This is a genomic window from Dankookia sp. P2 (assembly GCF_050632255.1).
Classification (GTDB): Bacteria; Pseudomonadota; Alphaproteobacteria; order Acetobacterales; family Acetobacteraceae; genus Paracraurococcus.
The window spans coordinates 3,881,599-3,900,158 of the sequence record NZ_CP192581.1 but is presented as its reverse complement, the minus strand read 5'-3'; the positions used below and the strand labels follow the sequence as shown (position 1 = coordinate 3,900,158).

The 18,560-nt window shown below is 72.7% G+C and carries 17 protein-coding genes and 6 pseudogenes; 3 read left to right on the top strand and 20 right to left on the bottom strand.

Features of this window, described 5'->3' with window-relative positions; translation table 11 throughout:
* The first annotated feature begins 540 nt into the window (after nucleotides 1–540).
* Nucleotides 541–891, top strand: a complete 351-nt coding sequence (locus ACQ86J_RS22915) for a hypothetical protein (protein WP_431267338.1) — start codon at nucleotides 541–543, stop codon at nucleotides 889–891.
* A 90-nt stretch (nucleotides 892–981) separates the two neighbouring features.
* On the opposite strand, the pseudogene ACQ86J_RS22910 reads toward ACQ86J_RS22915, so the two are convergent.
* From ACQ86J_RS22910 to ACQ86J_RS22815, 20 genes and pseudogenes are all read right to left on the bottom strand, one after another.
* Nucleotides 982–1,459, bottom strand: a pseudogene (locus ACQ86J_RS22910) (CHAT domain-containing protein).
* Nucleotides 1,460–1,556: 97 nt separating this feature from the next.
* Nucleotides 1,557–2,078 (bottom strand): annotated as a pseudogene (locus tag ACQ86J_RS22905) (CHAT domain-containing protein); the annotation flags it as partial.
* A gap of 470 nt (nucleotides 2,079–2,548) precedes the next feature.
* A complete protein-coding gene (locus ACQ86J_RS22900) occupies nucleotides 2,549–4,138 on the bottom strand; it encodes a tetratricopeptide repeat protein (protein ID WP_431267337.1) in 1,590 nt (529 codons plus the stop codon).
* Nucleotides 4,135–5,118 (bottom strand): hypothetical protein, encoded by a 984-nt coding sequence (locus ACQ86J_RS22895; RefSeq protein WP_431267336.1) that lies wholly within the window; start codon nucleotides 5,116–5,118, stop codon nucleotides 4,135–4,137. The genes ACQ86J_RS22900 and ACQ86J_RS22895 overlap by 4 nt, the downstream gene beginning before the upstream one ends.
* A gap of 1,008 nt (nucleotides 5,119–6,126) precedes the next feature.
* Nucleotides 6,127–7,530 (bottom strand): hypothetical protein, encoded by a 1,404-nt coding sequence (locus ACQ86J_RS22890; protein WP_431267335.1) that lies wholly within the window; start codon nucleotides 7,528–7,530, stop codon nucleotides 6,127–6,129.
* A 14-nt stretch (nucleotides 7,531–7,544) separates the two neighbouring features.
* Complete coding sequence (locus tag ACQ86J_RS22885; protein ID WP_431267334.1) at nucleotides 7,545–8,066, bottom strand: hypothetical protein; 522 nt, start codon at nucleotides 8,064–8,066, stop codon at nucleotides 7,545–7,547.
* Nucleotides 8,067–8,103: 37 nt separating this feature from the next.
* Nucleotides 8,104–8,541 carry a hypothetical protein gene (locus ACQ86J_RS22880; protein WP_431267333.1) on the bottom strand — a complete coding sequence of 146 codons (438 nt, stop codon included), beginning with the start codon at nucleotides 8,539–8,541 and terminating at the stop codon, nucleotides 8,104–8,106.
* 19 nt (nucleotides 8,542–8,560) lie between these two features.
* Nucleotides 8,561–8,908, bottom strand: coding sequence for a hypothetical protein (locus ACQ86J_RS22875; RefSeq protein WP_431267332.1), 348 nt, complete (start codon nucleotides 8,906–8,908; stop codon nucleotides 8,561–8,563).
* 619 nt (nucleotides 8,909–9,527) lie between these two features.
* Nucleotides 9,528–9,752, bottom strand: coding sequence for a hypothetical protein (locus tag ACQ86J_RS22870; RefSeq protein WP_431272735.1), 225 nt, complete (start codon nucleotides 9,750–9,752; stop codon nucleotides 9,528–9,530).
* Nucleotides 9,753–9,797: 45 nt separating this feature from the next.
* A pseudogene (locus ACQ86J_RS22865) lies at nucleotides 9,798–9,851 on the bottom strand (hypothetical protein); the annotation flags it as partial.
* 283 nt (nucleotides 9,852–10,134) lie between these two features.
* Nucleotides 10,135–10,182 (bottom strand): annotated as a pseudogene (locus tag ACQ86J_RS22860) (hypothetical protein); the annotation flags it as partial.
* 388 nt (nucleotides 10,183–10,570) lie between these two features.
* Entirely contained in the window at nucleotides 10,571–11,023 is a 453-nt protein-coding gene (locus ACQ86J_RS22855; protein ID WP_431267331.1) for a hypothetical protein, read from the bottom strand.
* A 387-nt stretch (nucleotides 11,024–11,410) separates the two neighbouring features.
* A pseudogene (trpS, locus tag ACQ86J_RS22850) lies at nucleotides 11,411–12,412 on the bottom strand (tryptophan--tRNA ligase).
* Between the two features lie 55 nt (nucleotides 12,413–12,467).
* Nucleotides 12,468–13,760 (bottom strand): annotated as a pseudogene (murJ, locus tag ACQ86J_RS22845) (murein biosynthesis integral membrane protein MurJ).
* 354 nt (nucleotides 13,761–14,114) lie between these two features.
* The gene (locus ACQ86J_RS22840; RefSeq protein ID WP_431267330.1) at nucleotides 14,115–14,324 is read right to left on the bottom strand and encodes a hypothetical protein; all 210 of its coding nucleotides are present in this window, start codon (nucleotides 14,322–14,324) and stop codon (nucleotides 14,115–14,117) included.
* A gap of 235 nt (nucleotides 14,325–14,559) precedes the next feature.
* Nucleotides 14,560–14,820, bottom strand: a complete 261-nt coding sequence (locus ACQ86J_RS22835) for a hypothetical protein (protein ID WP_431267329.1) — start codon at nucleotides 14,818–14,820, stop codon at nucleotides 14,560–14,562.
* Nucleotides 14,784–15,560: a hypothetical protein gene (locus ACQ86J_RS22830; RefSeq protein ID WP_431267328.1), complete on the bottom strand. Its 777-nt coding sequence runs from the start codon at nucleotides 15,558–15,560 to the stop codon at nucleotides 14,784–14,786. The genes ACQ86J_RS22835 and ACQ86J_RS22830 overlap by 37 nt, the downstream gene beginning before the upstream one ends.
* Before the next feature lie 300 nt (nucleotides 15,561–15,860).
* Nucleotides 15,861–16,460 carry a hypothetical protein gene (locus ACQ86J_RS22825; protein WP_431267327.1) on the bottom strand — a complete coding sequence of 200 codons (600 nt, stop codon included), beginning with the start codon at nucleotides 16,458–16,460 and terminating at the stop codon, nucleotides 15,861–15,863.
* 340 nt (nucleotides 16,461–16,800) lie between these two features.
* Nucleotides 16,801–17,322, bottom strand: coding sequence for a LysR substrate-binding domain-containing protein (locus tag ACQ86J_RS22820; protein ID WP_431272504.1), 522 nt, complete (start codon nucleotides 17,320–17,322; stop codon nucleotides 16,801–16,803).
* Nucleotides 17,208–17,669 (bottom strand): LysR family transcriptional regulator, encoded by a 462-nt coding sequence (locus ACQ86J_RS22815; RefSeq protein WP_431272503.1) that lies wholly within the window; start codon nucleotides 17,667–17,669, stop codon nucleotides 17,208–17,210. Before ACQ86J_RS22815 ends, ACQ86J_RS22820 begins: the two co-directional genes overlap by 115 nt.
* Nucleotides 17,670–17,803: 134 nt before the next feature.
* Between ACQ86J_RS22815 and ACQ86J_RS22810 the strand changes: the two genes are divergently transcribed.
* Both ACQ86J_RS22810 and ACQ86J_RS22805 read left to right on the top strand, forming a co-directional pair.
* Nucleotides 17,804–18,211 (top strand): TSUP family transporter, encoded by a 408-nt coding sequence (locus ACQ86J_RS22810; RefSeq protein WP_431267326.1) that lies wholly within the window; start codon nucleotides 17,804–17,806, stop codon nucleotides 18,209–18,211.
* Complete coding sequence (locus ACQ86J_RS22805) at nucleotides 18,172–18,549, top strand: hypothetical protein (RefSeq protein WP_431267325.1); 378 nt, start codon at nucleotides 18,172–18,174, stop codon at nucleotides 18,547–18,549. Before ACQ86J_RS22810 ends, ACQ86J_RS22805 begins: the two co-directional genes overlap by 40 nt.
* Nucleotides 18,550–18,560: the final 11 nt, after the last annotated feature.

Here is an 18,560-nt window from a genome sequence, read left to right as displayed (position 1 = left end):
CTTCGAGGTCGGATGGCAGCGGTCGGAGGCGCATCGCCGGAGCGGCGTCCCCGGGGGGGCGGTGACACCGGAAGGCATCGCGGCACTGCCGTTCCGCCGCTGGGGCCACGGCAGCTCGGCGGTGCTGACGGTGATGGTGCTGGTCTTCGCCGTGGTCGCCGGTTGCACCGGGACCTCGAACCTGCCGGAGGACATCCGCGTGCTGCAGACCAGCAGCGAAGGGCTCAGCCCCGCGGCCGCGGCCTTGCTGGAGGAAGCGAAGCGGCATGCCAGGACGCGGCTGACCGGCGCCGCGCTCGGCGGGGCGGCCGGCGTCCTGGCAGGCATCTACCCGGCCCGCACCACCGGCAGTGGCGGCGGGGCCAGTGCCGTCTATGCCGGCGCCGGCGGCCCTCGGCTCCGCCCTGGGCTACGCCTATGGCGAATACGTCGCCGCGCGCAACGCGCGGGCCGTGATGGACGAGGAGAAGGTCCGCCTTCTCACCGCCGCGGCGCAGAAGGACGTGGCAGCCTATCAGCAGACCCTGAGCCTCGCGCGAAGTGCCGTGGACGAAAGCGAGTCCGCCGTCCTGCGGCAGCGACGAGGCGCCGACCGCGGCGCCGGAGCACCGCGTCGTCTACCGCCGCCAGGCGCGCAACCTGAATGCGACCGCGGCGGCCCTGAACCAGGCGCTGAAGGAGATCGAAGGCAACCTCGAGCTCATGCAGATCGACTCCAAGGAGGTCAGCGACGTCGAGGCGATGAACCGGCTCCGCCTCGACGCGGACGAGCTCCGGCGGCAGGCCCTGGTGCTGCGGGAGACCCAGCTCGGCATGGCGGAGCAGGTCCGCAGGGCCGAGCAGCTGGCGCAGGCGATCCCGGCCGCCGACAGTGCGGAGCCTCCCTTCTGACCGCTCGGCGGGCCGCGACGGAATGCCGATGGTGGACCGGGTCACCTCGGGTCCCGGCGGCTGCGCCCGTGCGGGCTTAAAGCGGCACCATCATGGCCCGACCACCACGAAGGGCGCCCAGATGGCCGGATCGCGCAGCTCGGGATCCGCCCCGTCGAGGAAGGACAGGATCGTCGTGCGCAGTGCATTGGCCTTGTCCTGGGCCGGGTCACGCTGCAGCGTCGTCATGAACCGGGTCATGAGCCGCGCCGTCGCGACGCTGTTCACGGCCCAGTGGCTGACCAGAAGCGAGCGTGCCCCGGCATGGAGGAAGGCGCGCAAGCCCCGAGAGACCCTCCGCATAGGGCCCGCCATCCGGCGCGGCCGTGTTGCAGGCCGACAGCAGGACCAGGTCCGCATCCAGCGACATCGCCGCGATATCCGAGGCCGTGAGCAGCCCCGCGGCCGGGTCGTCGCGGCTCGGCGTCAGGATCACGGCCGGCTCGGCGACGCCGGGCAGGTTGCCGGCCATGACGGCATGGGTGGCGAAGGCGAGGACGCGGAACCGGGCCGGGCCGCTGCGGGCGATCGCCGTCTTGGTCGCGCTTGCGCCGAGCAGCAGGGGCCGTGTCCGGGGCGGGAAACAGGCGGGCGATCGCGGTCAGCTCGGCCTCGGTTTCCGGCAAGGGCTCCAGCGCGGCCAGGCGCTGCCACAGCAGGGAGGTTTCAGCGTTGCCCCGGCGGCCGTTGGCGGAAAAATCCGGATTGCCGATGCCGAGGAATGCCCTGGCAGCCTGCGACGCCGGCGCGGCGGATGCGGCCGCGAGCGACGCCATGGACGGCATCACCGTCACCGCGAAGTGCCGCGCCACGAGGCCGCCCGCCTCACCTCCCATCAACAGCGTCGGCGGGATGGATTGCAGGGCGCCGTCCGGCACGAAGACCAGGCGCCGCCTGCCGGCCAGCAGGGCTTCGACCTGCCCGAGCACCGCATCGTAGAGCAGGCGCGCGGCCTGGTCGTCCGCCGCCACGTCCCCCGGTGCCGGCACCAGGCCGGACCGCGTGTGCCAGGCCGCGACCACGCGCTCGCCGGGCGAGAGCGCGTCCTCCGTGCCGCCACCGCGGGACGCGACCGCGAGCCGGCGGAGGCGCGGGTCGACCGAGCTGCGCAGCTGCCCCACGAGCCTGGCGATCCGCGTGTCCGGCATGGCCGAGGCCGCGGCGCGCACCGCCTCGCGCGTGATGCCCCAGACCAGCAGCCCATCATCGGTCGCCAGCGTCGCGACCACGACCGCATCCGGCGCTGTCGCCTCCTGCACCGACCGGATGCTGACCGGTTGCGGCGTCGCATAGGCGGCAAGGCCCGGCACCGCGGCCTGCAGCCGGGCATCCAGTGCGCGCAGAGCCTCCCGTTGCGTGGCCTGCTCCCGCCGCAACCGCTCCCCGTCCTGGGCCGCCTGCAGCCCGCTGCGCTGCGCCGCCGCCCGTTCGAGGAAGGCAAGCTGCGCCAGCAGGTCGGCCGCCTCGGTCCGCTGGCGCAGCAGGGCGGCATGTTGCCCATTGCCCATGGCCTGCCGCAGGGTCGCCTGGCGCAGCGCCTCCCCGGCCCTGGACGCCAGCGCATCCTGCGTCGCGGCGAAGGCCTCCTCGATCAGGCCGGGCTCCGGCTGGGCATCGTTCAGCGCGACCAGCAGCCGCGCATGGTCCGCGAGCACCTCGCGTGCGCCGCGGCGGAAGGCGCCGTCCTCGCCGCCGAAGCCGGCGCCCAGCCGCTCGCGCAGCATGGCATAGGCGCGGCGGCTGGTATCCAGCGCACCCCGGCGGTCGCCCTGGCGCAGCCGCAGCTCCGCCCGCGCCGCCAGCGCATCCGCCAGCCGCGTCGTCTCTCCGCGGAGCCGAGGCCTGGATAGAGGTCGATCGCCTCGTCGAGCGGCGCCGCCGCGTCACCCAGTTGGCCCATCCGCGTCAGCAGCCGCCCGAGGCGCACCAGCGAGAAGCCGCGATCCGCCTTGCCCGCCTCGCCCGCACGGCCGATCAGCGCCTGGGCCTCGCGGTAACGCTGCACCGCCAGGGCAGCGCGTCCGCTCTCCTCGGCGACCAGCCCGGCCATTACCCGCGACAAGCCGGTCAGGCGTGGGTTCGTGCCCTCCAGCGCATCGAGCACGGGTGCCGCGACGGCGGCCCGCCGCTCGGCCGCCTCCCGCTTGCCTTCCTGCAGCTCGATCCAGGCCCATTCGAGCTGCGTCGCCTGGGCCTGCGGCGAGTCCGGGCCGAAGGCCGCGGCCTCGATGTCGACCGCCCGGGCGAAGAAGCCCTTCGCCGTCTCCCGGTCGCGCAGCTCGCCGTAGGCATTGCCCAGCAGGTGGTAGGTGCGCGCCAGTGCCGGGTGCCAATCGCCCAGGCTCTCCTGGTAGGCGGCCACGGCGGCAAGCGCGGTGCGCGCCGCTTCCGGCATCTGGCCGCGGTCGAACCGTGCCCGGGCCAGCAGCATCAGCGCATGGCCGCGCAGGTCCGGGACCGGCGCATCGCGTGCGCCCGCCTGTTCCAGCAGCGCTTCTGCTTCCCGCAGGCGAGCCTGGTTCAACAGCAGCTGCGCCTGCACCAGCTGCGCCGCGGCACGCGCCGCGGCGTTGCCGTCGGCCTGGGCCTCGGCGCGCGCCAGCGTGGCCGCCGCTTCGGCGCGCTGCCCGGCCTGCAGCTGCGCATCCGCCAGGTTGACGAGGAGCTGCACGCGCACCTCCCGCCGCAGCCCGGGCAGCTCGAGCGCGCGCCGGAAGACGAGGACGGCGTCATCGGGACGCTGCAGCTCCAGCCGGACCATGCCGAGCGCATTGCCCGCCTGCGCCCTGGTCGCCGCGTCCGCGGCGGCCAGGGCGGGCACGGCCGCGGCCAGCAGCGGCTCCGCCTGCCGCAGGTCGCCGAGGGCCTGATGGAGCAGCCCCATCCGCAGCTTCACATAGGGCAGCTGCCCCGGCGTCCGGGCGAGCTCCGGCAGCAACGCGTCCAGCCGGGACAGGTGTTGCCGGGCCCGGGCACGGTCGCGCGCCGCGACGGCCTGGCCCGCGGCCTCGAGATGCAGCGCCGCCGCGTCCGGCACGGCGATGCCGGGCTGCGCCAGGCGGTTCTCCAGCAGGTCGAGCGCCGCGGGCCGGTCACCCCGTTCCGCCAGGCGGCGCGCGTCCAGCAGCACGGCATCGGCGGCGGGCGCCGCGGCCGCCGGACCGCCGAACAGCAGCGACGCCGCCAGGAGCGCCGCGACGATCCTCACCGCCGCGTACCCACCATGATTCCGTTCGCCCCGTAGAGGCCGAGCGAGCTGCGCACGCCGAACTGGCCGCCCGTCGCCTGCGGCAGATTGCCGTTCGCCAGCGGCCCGCCCGTCGCCGGGTTGTGGTAGAAGCCGCCCTGGACGGACAGGGTGAGGTCGCCCCGCCCCGCCGAGGGAACCGCGCCCGCCGTGCCGGCGAAGCTCGCGCTGGCGCCCGGCATGGTGGTGACGACGCCGGTCCAGCTGGCGCCGTCGAAGGCCGCGTTCAGGCTGCCGGTGCGCCGGGCGAAATCCCATTGGTGCGCAGATCGCCCGACCACGGTGCGCACCGAGCGAGCATCCGCCGCGGTCCCGATCAGGCCGCCGCTGTAGGTCGCGGTGCCGGTCAGTGTCCGCAGCCCGTCCAGCGTGACCGGCCGCCCGGCGACCCAGAAGCCGAGCCCGACATGATCCCGGTCGCTGCCGCCATTCGCCTGGGCCGCCACGTCGCCGAGGAAGTATCCCCAGGCCAGATGCGGGCTGCTCGGCGGCAGGTCGGCCGGCAGGGCCGCGCCGGTCGTCGGATGCGCGATGGCGTTGCCGTCCACGCCGGCGATGCCGGCGCGCAGCTCGGCATTGACGCTGGCCATCGCGCGACCGTTGCCCAGCGCCGCGAAGGTCGTGGGCGACGGCGCGGCCGAGCCCGGCGTATCGCCCGCCGTGCCGCCGAAGCCCACGGTCCGCGCGCCGCCCGCCGAGCCCGGCGCGGGCGCCGCCGCCGAGATCGAAGGACAGTCGCCGACCGCCGTCGGGGCAAGCCGGAAGCTGGCGGCAATCTCCGCCGGCGATGCGGCCCCGGCATTGGTGATGACGGCGTCGCCGTGCTGGACGCTGCTGACGGCATAGAGCGACACCTGGCCGCCGCGGGCGGATTGCACCACGCCGGTCGCGAAGCCCTGCAGGTCGATGTTCCCGACCTGGTCACCGGTCCGCGCCGACATTGGTGGCGAGCCGGGTATAGCCGAAGGGGCTGGACGCCGCCTGCCCCACGCCCTGCAGCGCGCCGGGCTGCACGCCGGCCGCCGTGCCCGGCGCGCCCAGCCGCGTATCGGCCTGGCTGACGGCGAAGTACCCGGCCTGGCCGGGGGCACGATCGCTTTCGCCCAGCAGATGCGCGCCCGTCCCGCTCGCATCCGTGCCGAGGGATCCCAGGTTCGACTGGATCGACACGGACGCACGCTGCGTATCGAGCTGCGTCGAGCCGACCGTTTGCCCGGACAGGGCAAGCGCCGCGACCGTCCGCCCCTGCTGACCCGCCGGCAGGACGACGATGCCGCCGGCGGAGACGGCAGCCGAGCTGCGGCCATCCGCCGCGACCTGCAGGTCGGCCCGCATCGCCGGGTTGCGCGGCGACCCGGACGGGCGCGATTGCGGATCGGCGGTGACCAGGAGGTGCGTGTCGCCGCGGGCCGCGCCTGGGACGAAGGTCTCCTCGGGCCGGAACGCGTTGAACTGGTTGAACGCCAGCGGCTGCGCCGCATTGCCGGGCGCCAGGAACTGGCTCTCGATCGTCTGTCCGGCCACGAAGCCGCGTGGCTGGCCGGCGCGCGCCGGATCGAGCCCGTCCGAGACCGCGTAGCGCGTGGTGCTGCCGGGCGCGAGGCCCGACAGGCCCTGCGCGGTGGGCGCGGCCGGCGTCCCTCCGATGACGAAGTAGCGTTCGCCCGGCTGGATGTCGCGCAGGCTGGTGATCTGGTCCGAGGCCTGGGTGATCTTGTCGACGATGAAGACGCCCGTGGCGACCGGGGTGCGGTTGGGTGCGCCAGTGGCCACGGAGCTGCCCTCGGTCAGGGTGAAGTTCAAGCCATCCGAGGTCGAGCTGGGAAGCAGGTTCGCCGTGTCACCGGCAGCCGGGAAGGTACGGCAGGCATTGGTCGCGGCGCAGCCGCCCGGGTTGTTCAGGTTCCGCAGGTCGGCAGCCGGAAGAGCCTGAGCCGACCGGAACACGATCAACCCGTTGTTCCCTTGCAGGGCCGCCACGGCGCCATCCGAGGGCGTCGCCGGGCCCAGTGCGTTCTCGAGGATCGCAGCGCCAGTATAGTCGCGCAGGATTGCCGGCTGGTTGCTCGGATCCCGACCCGCGGTGAGTCTGAGTGTCGGTGTTGCCACATCGGAAACCGCCAGCACGGGAATAGTCCCAGGCTGGTGAAGCCGAGACCCCCGCTGAACTCCGAGGTCTCCTGAAGGACGACGAGCGTGACGACGCCGACATTGGCGACGGCGTCGTAGAAGGTGCCTGAACCACTCGCATTGAGACCCGCGTTGGCGACATTCTGGAAGAAGCCGCCGACCGGGGCGGCTGTGCCGCCGACGCTGACCACGCCAGTGTCGTTCCGGGCCGCGGAGCTCCCCGACGAACCCGGGGTGAACCGCCGCACCCGGCCCGTTCCGAACTGCGTCAGGCCATTGCTGGTGTCTCCGGCCGCTTGTCCGAGGTCGGTGATGAGCGCATTCGGCGCTGCGACGACGGCGCCGCTGTTCGATCCGAAGCTTTGGGCAACTGAGTTCAGGCTGGACGTTCCCGGATTCGTCGCCGGCGCGTTGAACCCGGACCCGGCCGTGCTGCCGCCCAGCGGTCCGGCCAGCGCCAGCGCCAAGGCGCCGCCGGTGCGCGGCTGCGTGACGGTCGTAGGTGGCGGCGGAGGGGGTGGCGGCGCGGCGACCAGCGTGCCTTCGTTCGCCAGCAGCCTCGCCCGCTCGCGGGTGGAACGCTGGGTGGGCGAGGGCTGCGGCGCTTCCGCGACCTCGACGACGCCCGCCGCGCCGCCGCCCATCGCCACCGGCGCGAAGGGATCGATCAGCGCGGCCAGCTCGACCCGGGACCGGCGCTGGATGCCGTCGTCGAACAGCAGGGAGAAGCCGGGCCGGCGGATCACGTCCTCCTGCCCATTGCGCGCCACCACCACGCGCCCGCCATCCAGCAGCGTCACCGAACCGCCGCGCCCCGCGGCCAGCACCGCCGACCCGCCAATCACCCGCACCATGGCGCCCGCGGTGCAGACCGCGACCCCGACGCGGTCGGAGGTGGAGATGCGCAGCCGCCCGCGCCCGGCGCAGCCACGCACCATCAACCGCCCGCCCGCCGGCTCGCGCCCGATCCCCTGCAGCGTGAAGTCCGCTCCGGACTCAAGCACGATGGAGCTGCCGTCCGAGAAGGCCAGCTCGGTCCAGGAGCCGGCCGGGCTTTCCACCCGCATGCCGGGCTGCAGCACGGCGGGCGCGGCGCCCGCGCTGCCGGCCCGCGACGATGCACCCCGCAGGATCACCGCCGTCAGCCGCTCCTGCGCCAGCGCAGGCCCGGCCATCGCCGCGACGAGCATGATCGACGTGAACCTGAGCACCGGCTTCGCCATCGTCGCTCTCCTGCTCAAAAGGCGAGTCGCAAGCCTGCCGTCACGGAATGGTCGGTGAAGCTGTAGACCGCGTAGTCGGAGCGGTTGCGCAGATAGTTGTACTGCACGATGGCGCTGACATCCCGCGACAAGGGCAGCGTGACCACGGCGCCGGCATTGAAGAAGGTATCGCTGCGCGTCCGGGTCGGGTCGATGAAGGGATCGGGTGCGTTGTAGCTGAGGTGGCGCAGCCCGCCGCGCAGCGTCGCGCCGAAGCGGTAGTCGCCTACCCGCAGGTCCTTCGACACCGCCAGCAAGGCACCAGGCCCGGAGCGCGCGTAGTAATCCGCCCGGGCGTCCGCCCCGTAGTAGTAGACGCTGCCTTCGACCAGCAGCCCAGGCCAGGGGACGTAGCGCGCGGCGAGCGACGCGGTCCATTCGGCGCCGCTGTAGTCGGCCACCAGCGGCCGGAACCCGCTGTTCTGGTAGTCGCCGTAGCGCCCGACGGCCAGCAGCTCGACCTCCAGCTGCGGCTGCAGCTTGAAGAGAGCCGACATCCCGCCGCCATAGATCCAGGCAAGGGTCCGGCTGCCACTAGGCAAGGTAGGTCGCCGAGAACAAGGGCCGCAGCGACACGGCGCCGCCGGCGAGGTCGGCAACGCCGATCCGCGGCCCGGTGTCGAGCTGCACGACGGCGAGGTCGTAGTTGTGGTTGATATGCGCGGAATTCTGGTAGTCGCCGAGCAGGTTGGTTTCCCAGGCGCCTTCGCGCTGCAGGCCAAGATCGTAGCGGTGGCTGAGCTGCCCGCCCAGCACGAGGCTGCCATCCGAGCGCGCCGATTGCGGCGCCGGCACCGCGACGAAGCCGAGCGCGGGGCTGAAGGCCTGCACGGAGGCGAGCGACGTCGCCTGCGTCGCATTCGAGTTGTAGCCTCCGCCGATGAACAGTCGCCCCTCCAGGACCGAGCGCGACGACCCTTTCTCGGCCAGCGCCATCAGGCGCTTCGCCTCGTCGGCGACCGGCGGCGGCATCGCGGGCGAGGCCAGGGCTTCACGCGCATAGACGGCGGCGACCTCCGGCGATCCGGCCGCCAGATGCAGCGAGGCGAAGCTCCAGCCGGATGTTGTCGAGCCGTGGATTGATCCGCAGCAGCCGTTCGAGCGCGGCGATCGCGGCGCGGGTCTGCCCGCGAGCGGCCGCTTCACGCGCATAGGCAAGGGTGGCATCGGCGTCGCCCGGCTGCCGCATCATCGCGGCGAAGGCGGCATCGAGCGGATCCGCTGTCTGCGCCGAGGCCGATCCGTCAGCCATCAGGGATGCGAGCATGAGCGCGACAGCCAACATCGGAAGCTGGCGCACGGCCCGGGAACAAGCAGAACGGCAGGCGGCTACCGGCATGCCCTGTTGCCCACCTTCGCTGTGGTGGTGAGCAATCTGGCCGCACCACGCTTTCAGTACCAAGGGTGGAAGGATTGAAGCACCAAGTCGCAGAGCTGCGCGCACAGTCGCGCAAACTCTATAGGTCCCTGCCTGCGTGATGCTGCCCCGGCGGGCGGCTGCCGCCTGGCGCATCGGAACGGCAGGCGCGTGTCCCGCTTGCGCGTCGGACATCGGCGGCCGGAGCCTGACGCTTGAGCACGCTGGCGTCACGCGCGCCCCGTGGCCGAGACCACAGCGCCTCGGGCGCCGGTTGGCGGCTTTCCGCGGATCCAGACGCTGTCGTGGAATCCGCCCCTCGCATGTCGCCTTGCCTGCCAACGCCGCGCAGGCGCTCCTCCATCAAGGCGTCGGTCGTCCGCAGCCGCGCCTCAGGCAGCGCGGCGGAAATCGCCCGCGCCGTCCAAGTGGCGGGCTGCGTGATCCTGGCTTAGCGCGATCTGGGCGGCTACGGGCCCTCCCGGCGCAAGGCCGATGCCGAGCGCCGCGACCGCGGCGCCGGCCAGGAGCGACCGGCCGAGGCCGGTCTGTCCCGTCTTCCCCGATGAGGTCGCCGGCTCAGTGCAGGTGGCCGGCGTGGTCATGGTCGCCGCGCGGCGCCTCGGCCTGCCGCGCGGTGACGGGACGCGCCGCTCCCGGCCAGCGGGGCGAGGGGCTGCGGGCGTGGCACGGCGGCGCCGGCCGGCGGCATCGGCATGGCGCCATGGCCGCCGCCCTGCCGCATGCCTTCCATACCGTGGATCAAGGAGGCATCCACCGGCACGCTGTCAGGTTCGCCGGGATAGGCGGCGATCACCCGCCGCATCAAGGCGATCTCCTGGCTCTGGTCGGTGATGATGTCGACGTTCATCAGTCCGAGAAATCCGTTCCGGGCCGCCGGATCGGCGTGGTAGGCGCGGGCCATCGCCAGCGCCGCCTGGTGGTGGATCGTCATCCCCTTGGCGAACTGCACGTCGCGCGCGGTCACCGCCACGCCGGTGGCGGCCAGGCGCCGCCGCGGGGCCCGGGATGGGCGAGCGCTGGAAAGCCCGAAGCTGGCCCAGCCCCTCCGTCGCCGAGGGCTGCAGCGCGATGCGCGCGACGCCGAGATCCACCACCACCGGCGGCCGGTCGAGGTTGCGAGACACTTCGTCGAGCAGGCCGATCTCGAAGCTCTGGTTGCGGATGATGGCCACCGCCAGCGCCTTCAGCACCGGGCTGCGGGCCTGCGGGTCGGCCAGGTAGTCCCGGGCCATGGTGAGCGCGCCGGCGTGGTGCGGCCGCATCCCGGCGACGTAGTCGCGGTCGGCCTTGAGCGCGGCCGGGCTGGCGCGCTCGTACCAGGTGCTCGGCACCGGCGCGACCGGTCGGGTCGTAGCCCTCCTCGATGGCGGCGCGGGCCGGGGCGGCGGCCAGGGTCGCCAGTCCGGCGGCCGCGGCGAGCAGGGAGGCGCGGAAGGTCATGGTGTCGGTCCTTCTCGGCGTGGACGGCCGCGTCTCTGGGCGCGGCCGCGCCAGGTCGCCGGATGTCGGTGAAGGAGTGCATGCCCTGGGCGGCCGCCATCGCCTCGGCGCCGCCGTCCAGGGGAAGGGAGGTTCGCGCGCCGGGCGGACCCGGCGGCGGCAGGGCCGAAGCCTGGCCCCTCAGGCCAGGGCGCGGGGCGGCTGGGTGGGCGGGGCGACCCCGATCCCGTCCGGCGCGGGCGGCGGGGCAAGCCCGGCGACGCGCGTGATGGACGGCGCCAGGGGCTGCGCCGGCGCCATGGGCGGCACGGCCAGGGTGGCCGGGCACTGCGCCGAGCCGCAGCAGCCCGGCATCTGCCGGTCTTCCAGCTGTCGGTCGGCCTGCCCGCCAGCCGCGTGGAGGCGGCCGAGCGCCTGGTCCGGCGCGACCTCGCCGCCATGCCCCATGCAGTCGTGGAGGGGCCCTTGGCCCGTGGGCTGCGCATGGGGCAGCGCGGCCGAGGCCTGCCGCATGGGGGCGCTGGGCAGCACGAGCAGCGCGAGCGCGAGCAGCGCCGCGATCACCTGCCTCAACCTGCCAATGCCTCTCGGCATCCCGGTGAACTCCGTCAGGATCGCGTCGACCGGCGTCAACGCTGCCATCCTGCAGATGGGGCTTGCCACCATGGGAAGGTCAAGCAGGGCATGACGGAGTCATCGCTGCGCCATGTGGCGCCGGAGGGAACCGCTCCGGCCGCCCAGGACCTTCGCGTGCAGCTTCGACAGTGACGATGCGCCTGCAGGGGCCGCCGCGGTCAGCGCCGGGCTTTCGGCCAGGTCAGCCGCTTGGCCCACTCCGGCACGGCCGCGCCGCTCGCCAGTGCCAGCCCCGCGCCGCCGGCCGCAAGAGCGCCGCCGCCGGCGGCCAGCCCGGAGCAGTCGGCGAAGGAGCCAGACCCCCGTCGGCCCGCATCGGGCGGGCCATCCCGCCGCCCCGCGACGTCTCCGCAGGGCCGGCGACTCCGGCTCCCCGTCTGGCGCTCAGCGCGGCAGGAAGCCCACCACCCGCTCGGCCTCGGTGACGATCGGCTCGGCGATCGCCGCCGCCCGCTGTGCGCCGAGCCGCAGCGCCGCATCCAGCGCCGCAGGGTCGCCGAGCAGCCGCTGCATCTCCGCCTGGATCGGGCTCAAGTGGTCGACCAGCGCCTCGACCAGGACCTCCTTGAAGGCGCCGAAGCCCTTGCCGCCATGCTCGCGCAGCACGTTCTCCGGCAGGCTGCCGGTCACGGCGGCAAGGATGCCGACCAGGTTGCGCGCCTCCGGCCTTCCCTCGAGGCCCGAGACATGGTCGGGCAGCGGCTCCGGGTCGGTCTTCGCCCGGCAGATCTTGAGGGCGATGGTGTCGCGGTCGTCGGTCAGGTTGATGCGCGACTGGTCGGAGGCGTCCGACTTCGACATCTTCTTGCTGCCGTCGCGCAGCGCACATCACCCGCGCCGCGACGCCCTGGATCAGCGGGTCGATATGCGGGAAGAAATCCGGCACGCCGTAGTCGTGGTTGAACTTCTCGGCGATGTCATTGGCCAGCTCGAGGTGCTGCTTCTGGTCGTCGCCGACCGGCACCAAGGTCGCCTTGTAGGCCAGGATGTCGGCCGCCATCAGGTTCGGATAGACGTAGAGGCCGCTGGAGGCCGCCTCGCGGTCCTTGCCGGCCTTGTCCTTGAACTGCGTCATCCGGTTCAGCCAGCCGAGGCGGGCGACGCAGTTGAAGATCCAGGCCAGCCGTGCATGGGCGTGGACATGCGACTGCACGAAGAGGATGCAGCGCTTCGGGTCGAGCCCGCATGCGATCAGCGCCGCCGCCATCTCCCGCGTCTGGGTCTGCAGCTCCCTGGGGTCCTGCCAGACCGTGATGGCGTGCAGGTCCACCACGCAATAGATCGCGTCGTGCGTGTCCTGCAGCGGCACCCAATGCGGATGGCGCCGAGGTAATTGCCGAGGGTCGGGATGCCGGAGGGCTGGATGCCCGAGAAGACGCGCTGCATGGGGGTGGAGACCATCTGCGGTGTGAAGGGCTGCGGTGATTGCCCCTCGGCGCGGTCAGGTCGAAGCGGCGACCTTCCGCCGCCGCCGCAGCATCCCCCGCACCTCCCGCAGGTCGATCGCACCCAGCGCCTGGGCCACGCCGAAATAGACCGCGCCGCCGGCCGCCACCAGGGCCGCCAGCGCGACGAAGCGCAGCGGCCCCTCGACCGGGAAGAGCACCGTGCGCAGCGCCAGGATCGCCGCCGCCATCAGGCCCGCGGCCAGCAGCAGGCGCGGGATGCGCCGACGCAGGCGGCGATCCAGGATCATCTGCCCGCGCCGGTTCAGCAGCCAGCCCAGCATGGCGGCATTGAACCAGGCCGAGGTCGCCGTCGCCAGCGCCACGCCGACATGGCTCAGCCACTGGATCAGCACCAGGTTGAGCACGATGTTCAGCCCGACAGCGGCGGATCCCACCTTCACCGGCGTCGCGGTGTCGCCGCGGGCGAAGGAAGCCCGGCGCGTAGATCTTCACCAGCACATAGGCGGGCAGCCCCAGCGCATAGGCCGAGAGCGCCGCGGCGGGTCAGCGCCGCTTCCTCCCGCCCCGAAGGCGCCGCGCTGGAACAGCACGGAGACGATCGGCCAGGCCGCCGCCGCCTGCCCCGCCGCCGCCGGCAGGCAGAGCAGCAGGGACAGTTCCATCGCCCGGTTCATGGTGCGGTGGGCCGAGAGCGTCTCCCCCGAGCGCACCTGGCGCGACAGCAGCGGCAGCATCGCGGTGCCGACCGCGGCGCCGATGACGCCGAGCGGCAGCTGCCCGACCCGGTCGGCATAGTACAAATAGGACACCGCGCCGGCCGGCAGGAAGCTGGCGATGATGACGTCGACCGCGAGGTTGAGCTGGGTGACGCCGGCGCCGATGATCCCCGGGCCCATCCGCCGCAGCACCTGCCGCACCTCCGGCGCCAGCGACGGCAGCTTCAGGAAATGCAGCGGCATCCCGGCCCGGGCGCAGGCCCAGAGCACGAGGCCGAGCTGCACCGCGCCCGACAGCGTCACGCCCCAGGCCAGCGCATGCGCCGGCGTCGCCACATAGGGCGTGAGCACCAGCAGCGCCGCCATGGACAGCAGGTTGAAGAAGATCGGCGCGGCGGCCGCGGCGGCGAAGCGGTCGAGCCCGTTGAGCACGCCGGAAACGAGGGCCGTGAGGCAGATCAGCAGCAAATAGGGGAAGGTGATCCGCGTCAGCTCGATCGCCATCTGGAACTTGGCGGGGTCGTCCACGAAGCCCGGCGCCAGCACCGACATCAGCTGCGGCATGGCGAGGATGCCCAGCACCACCAGCAGCGAGAGCCAGAGGGTCATCAAGGCCGCCATGCGCTCGGCAAGCTGGCCGCGCCACGGCCGGCCCCTGCACCGCCAGTGTCCCGGCGAAGGCGGGGACGAAGGCGGCGTTGAAGGCGCCCTCGCCGAACAGCCGGCGAAACAGGTTGGGCAGCTTGAGCGCGACGAAGAAGGCGTCCGCCATGGGCCCGGCGCCGAGCCGCGAGGCGATCAGCATGTCGCGCGCGAAGCCGAGGACGCGGCTGGCCATGGTCCAGCCGCCGACGGTGAGGACGCCTTTGAGCATGGGGCGGGGGTCTAGCCCGGAACGGCGGCGCGGGCCAATGGGCCGGCGCGGCTCAGTTCCTGGCGCGATGAAGCGGCCCTTCGAGCCGTTCAGGCCGCGCAGGTGGGTTCGGGAGACAGGAAGCGTGCTATGCGGCACTCCGTGGCCTGCGTTGCGACCGCACTCGCCGAGGAGGCCGGCTTGTAGAGACGAAGGGTCACGCTGCCATCGCGGCCGATTTCCACCGAGCCGCCCGCAAAGGCGCTCAAGGTTGCGAAGACCGCAAAGACCTCGACCGCACGCCAAATCGTTTTGAGCATGTCAGGCTCTCCATACCTAGACCCAGAAGCCGCAGCTTGACTGCGCGGGCTCACCGCTCGATGGCGATACTAGGATATGAAAAACATGCACCCATGGTGGCATTATTCACGCCCAGGCGCAACCGAAATCCATTGTTCCGGACGCGGCTGTGGCAGGCCTGCCGATCGGTCCCGCCACGGGCTGCACTCCGTGACACAGGCGGGGCGGGGCACCTGGCACCCCGCCCCGCCTGTCTCAGCGCGCCAGCGGATCCGGCCGCATCTGCACCTTGAAGACCCGCGGCCGCTCGCCCTTGCCCGTCTCGTTGTGGAAGGGCGCCCGCGTTCCGGTCGTTGTCCAGACACCGCGGCCTTTCCAGCCCGTGTTCGGGTCGTCGATCCGCCCGTCGACGTTCTTGGTGAAGAACCCCGCCGGGTAGGGCACGTGCAACTGGTGCAGCTTGCCGTCCACCAGCACCGTCAGGCTCTCGGAGCCATTGGTCGAGGCGATCGGCACGTCGTTGCCGAGGCCGAGCGTGTTGAAGCGGTCGACCCAGACGTAATAGGCGTGGTCGGCGCTGCCCGAGGATCGACGCCGGCAGATCGCGGGCCGGGGAAGCGGTACAACGTCCAGCCTTCGTAGCATTGCTCGCCGGTGGCCGCGGCCGGCCCGCTGATCGGCGCCTTGCACTTGCTGCGGTCGAAGCTCGCCAGGTGGCCGCTGCCGAGCGTGGTCCAGACCACGCCCTTGCTGTCCACGTCGACCCCGCGCGGGCTCCAGCTGCCGGGCGGCGGCAGGAAGATCTCGGTCAGGCCGGTATTGGTCGGGTCCGCCCCGGGGACGAAGCGGATCAGGTAGCCCGGCATGTCCATGCGGGAGAAGCCGCGGTCCATCGACTGGCCCCAGATCGAGCCATCGGTCGGGCTCGGCTGCACGCCGTACATGCCGGCGATGATCCGCTTCTGCTTGGTGGGGTCGAGCGGCTTGTCCGCCTCGACATACTCGCCGCGCCTGCCCCAGCCGGGCACGTCGACGACCATCGGCGCCCAGCCCTGAGAGGCCTTGGCGTCGCGCGTCTCCAGGTATTTCCGGGTGTTCAGCCAGCCCACCACATTGCCCGCCGGCCCGCCCCAGCTAGTCCAGAGCGTCTGGTCGGCATCGTAGCCGAAATACAGGTGGTGGGTGCCGAAGCAGGTGTCGATCAGGTCGAGATTTCTGCGTCTTCGGGTCGTAGACCGAGAAGTGCCGGCCGGCATTGATCGGCACCACCTTGGCCGAGGGATGGTCGCTGCCGGCCTTGCACCATTCCGGCTGGTCGGCGGCGGCGCGGATGCGGGCGGCGAACCAGACCAGGCCGCGGTCGTCGACGATCAGGTTGTGGTTGCTGGTATGGCCGTCCCAGATCGCCTCCTCGCCCCAGAAGGGCGAGGGCCCGCGCGGCTCGTCCAGCAGGCTCGGCGTGCCCGGCCGGAAGGGGTGCCGCACCGTCCAGGTCTTGTGGTTGACCGGGTCCAGCACCGGCACCTCGTCGGTCGATTCCTCCGGCGAGCCGTAGATCAGCCCGTTGGGGAAGAGCGTCGGCTTCCGCTTGTCGGTCGAGATGGCGTCGTGCAGGTAGCTGGTCGGCGCCGCCCAGTCCACAGCGTGACCACCATGTTGCGCTCGAGGCCCTCGGGCCTGCGGGGCTTGTCGCTCGGCAGCTTGCCGCGGGCGATCCGGTCGGTCCAGTCGGCATAGAGCGAGAGGCCCTTCTCCGGCCCGAGCCGGGCGATCGAGATCGCCATGTTGGACATGGCCTGGCCGGACTGGATGCGCCGCGCCCACAGCTCGGTCGAGTTGGCGAACTCGCCCAGCTCCTTCTTCGGGTGGCGGATGTTCTGGCTGCCGAGCGCGTGGCAGGACTGGCAGGACTGCTTGACGGTATCGACCCAGGCATACTGGGATTTCATGGATCCGGGGATGCCGTTGCCGCCCTTCCCGTCCCCGGTGCCGGGGAATTGGTCGGCGCCCGGGATCCTCAGCATCGAATACCAATACATGCCGGGATAGGCCTCGGCCGCCGCGGCCGCGCTCGGCGCCGGCGTGGCGGTGAGGTTCAGCGGCTTGCCCAAGGCGCCATCGACGCGCGGGCTGTCGACCAGCCCGTAGCCGCGCACCCAGACCTTGTAGCTCGCCGTCGGCAGGTCCGGGATGACGTAGCGCCCGGCATCGTCGGTGGCGACGATCTTGGCGATCGGTGGGCAGGTCGGTGGTCTCGGCGATTACCCAGACGCCGGCCTCGGGTCCGGCCGGGCCGGTCACCACGCCGCCGATATCGGTGGCGCCGATGCTGGGGGCAGTCTGGGCAACGGCATCCGACGCGGCGAGCGCCGCCAGCAGGGCGGCCGCCGGCAGCGGGGCGCGGCGCTTCAGCTTGGACATGTTTCCCTCCAGGGCCGCCGTTTTGGTCGGGCGACCGCATTTCCGGCGCATAGCAGGCGCGCCGCGCGGGGCCTGTCAATCCGGAAGCGGACGGGGCGCGGTGCCGCCCGCGGCGGCCGCGGTGATCCAGCCGAGGAAGGCGGCGAAGGCCGGCTCCGCCACGCGCTGCGGCCGGTGCACGAGGTACCAGCCCATGCCCTTCGAGACCGTCAGCCCGAAGGGCGCCACCAGCCGCCCGGCCGCGATGTCGTCGTCGATATAGGGCCGGATGCCCATCGCCACGCCGAGCCCGTCGGCCGCCGCCTGCAGCGCCTGGCCGTAATGGTCGAAGAGCGGGCCGCGCGCCTGGAGGCCCGCCAGCCCGGCCGCGGCCAGCCAGCGCGGCCAGTCCTCGGCGGCATGGCCGACGCGCAGCAGGCTCGCCCGCGCGAGGTCGGCCGGGGTGCGCAGCCGCCCTGCCTGCCCCGGGGCGCAGACCGGCGTCAGGTCGGCGGCGAAGAGCGGGACGGAGACGAGGCCGGGCCAGTTCCCCTCCCCCAGCCGGATGCCGCAGGTCCAGTCCGGCGCGAAGGGCACCGCGGCGCCGCCGGTGGTGATCCGCACCTCCACCCCGGCTGGCGCTGCTGCCAATCCACCAAGCGCGGGATCAGCCAGCGGATGGCGAAGGTCGGGCCGACGCCGAGGGTGAGCACCTGCCGCCCGCCGAGCGCCGCCACCTCCTCGGTCAGCGCCGCGAGGCCATCCAGCAGCGGGCTGAGCCCGGCGAGGTAGCGCGCGCCGGCGGTGGTCGGCGCCAACCGGTTGGCCCGCCGCTCGAACAGCGCCAGGCCGAGGCGTTCCTCCAGCAGCTTCACCATGCGGCTGATGGCGGCCGGGCTGACATGCAGCTTCGCCGCCGCCGCGGCGAAGCTGCCGGTGCGGCCGGCCGCCTCGAAGGCGCGGATGCCATTCAGGAAGGGCAGGCGGCGCAGGGTTTGCCTCGAGGGTCAGCCTCAGGAAAGCTGAGGCCAGCCCAGGCTATCTCGGTTTGTGCCGCTGGCTCAACGGGCGCATGCCATGGGCAACAAGGAATAGCCGCATGGCCCTGCCCACCATCCTCCTGCTTGCGGTCGTGATGACCGGCACCGCCTTCCTCTCCGGCATCTTCGGCATGGCTGGCGGGCTGGTGCTGATCGGCGTGCTGCTCGCCCTGCTGCCGCTGCCGGAGGCCATGGCGCTGCATGCGGTGACGCAGATGGCCTCGAACGGCTGGCGCGCCCTCCTCTGGCGCAGGCACATCGTCTGGCGGCCGATCGCCGCCATCGGCGGCGGCTTCGCCCTGGCCCTGCTGCTGTGGTCCCTGCTGCGCTGGGTGCCGGGCAAGCCGGTGGCGCTGCTCGCCCTCGGCATCACGCCCTTCCTGGTGAAGCTGCTGCCGAAGGAGCGGCGCCCGACCCGCGCAGCCCGGTGCAGGGCCTGGCCTATGGCACGGCCGCGATGTCGCTGATGCTGCTGACCGGCGTCTCCGGCCCGCTGATCGACCGCTTCTTCCTCGGCGGCGGGCTGGACCGGCGGCAGATCGTCGCCACCAAGGCGGCCTGCCAGATCCTCGGCCATGCCACCAAGCTGGTCTATTTCGGCGCCCTGGTGGACCAGACAGCGGGGCTCGACTGGACCGTGGCCGGGGTCGCCATCCTCTGCTCGATGCTCGGCACCACGCTCGCCCGGCGGATCCTGGAAACCATGACCGATGTCCAGTACCGCCGTTGGACCGACCGGCTGATCACCGTGGTCTCCGGCTACTATGTCGCCTATGGCGGCTGGCTGCTCGCCGTGGCGCCCTGAGGGAGGACCCG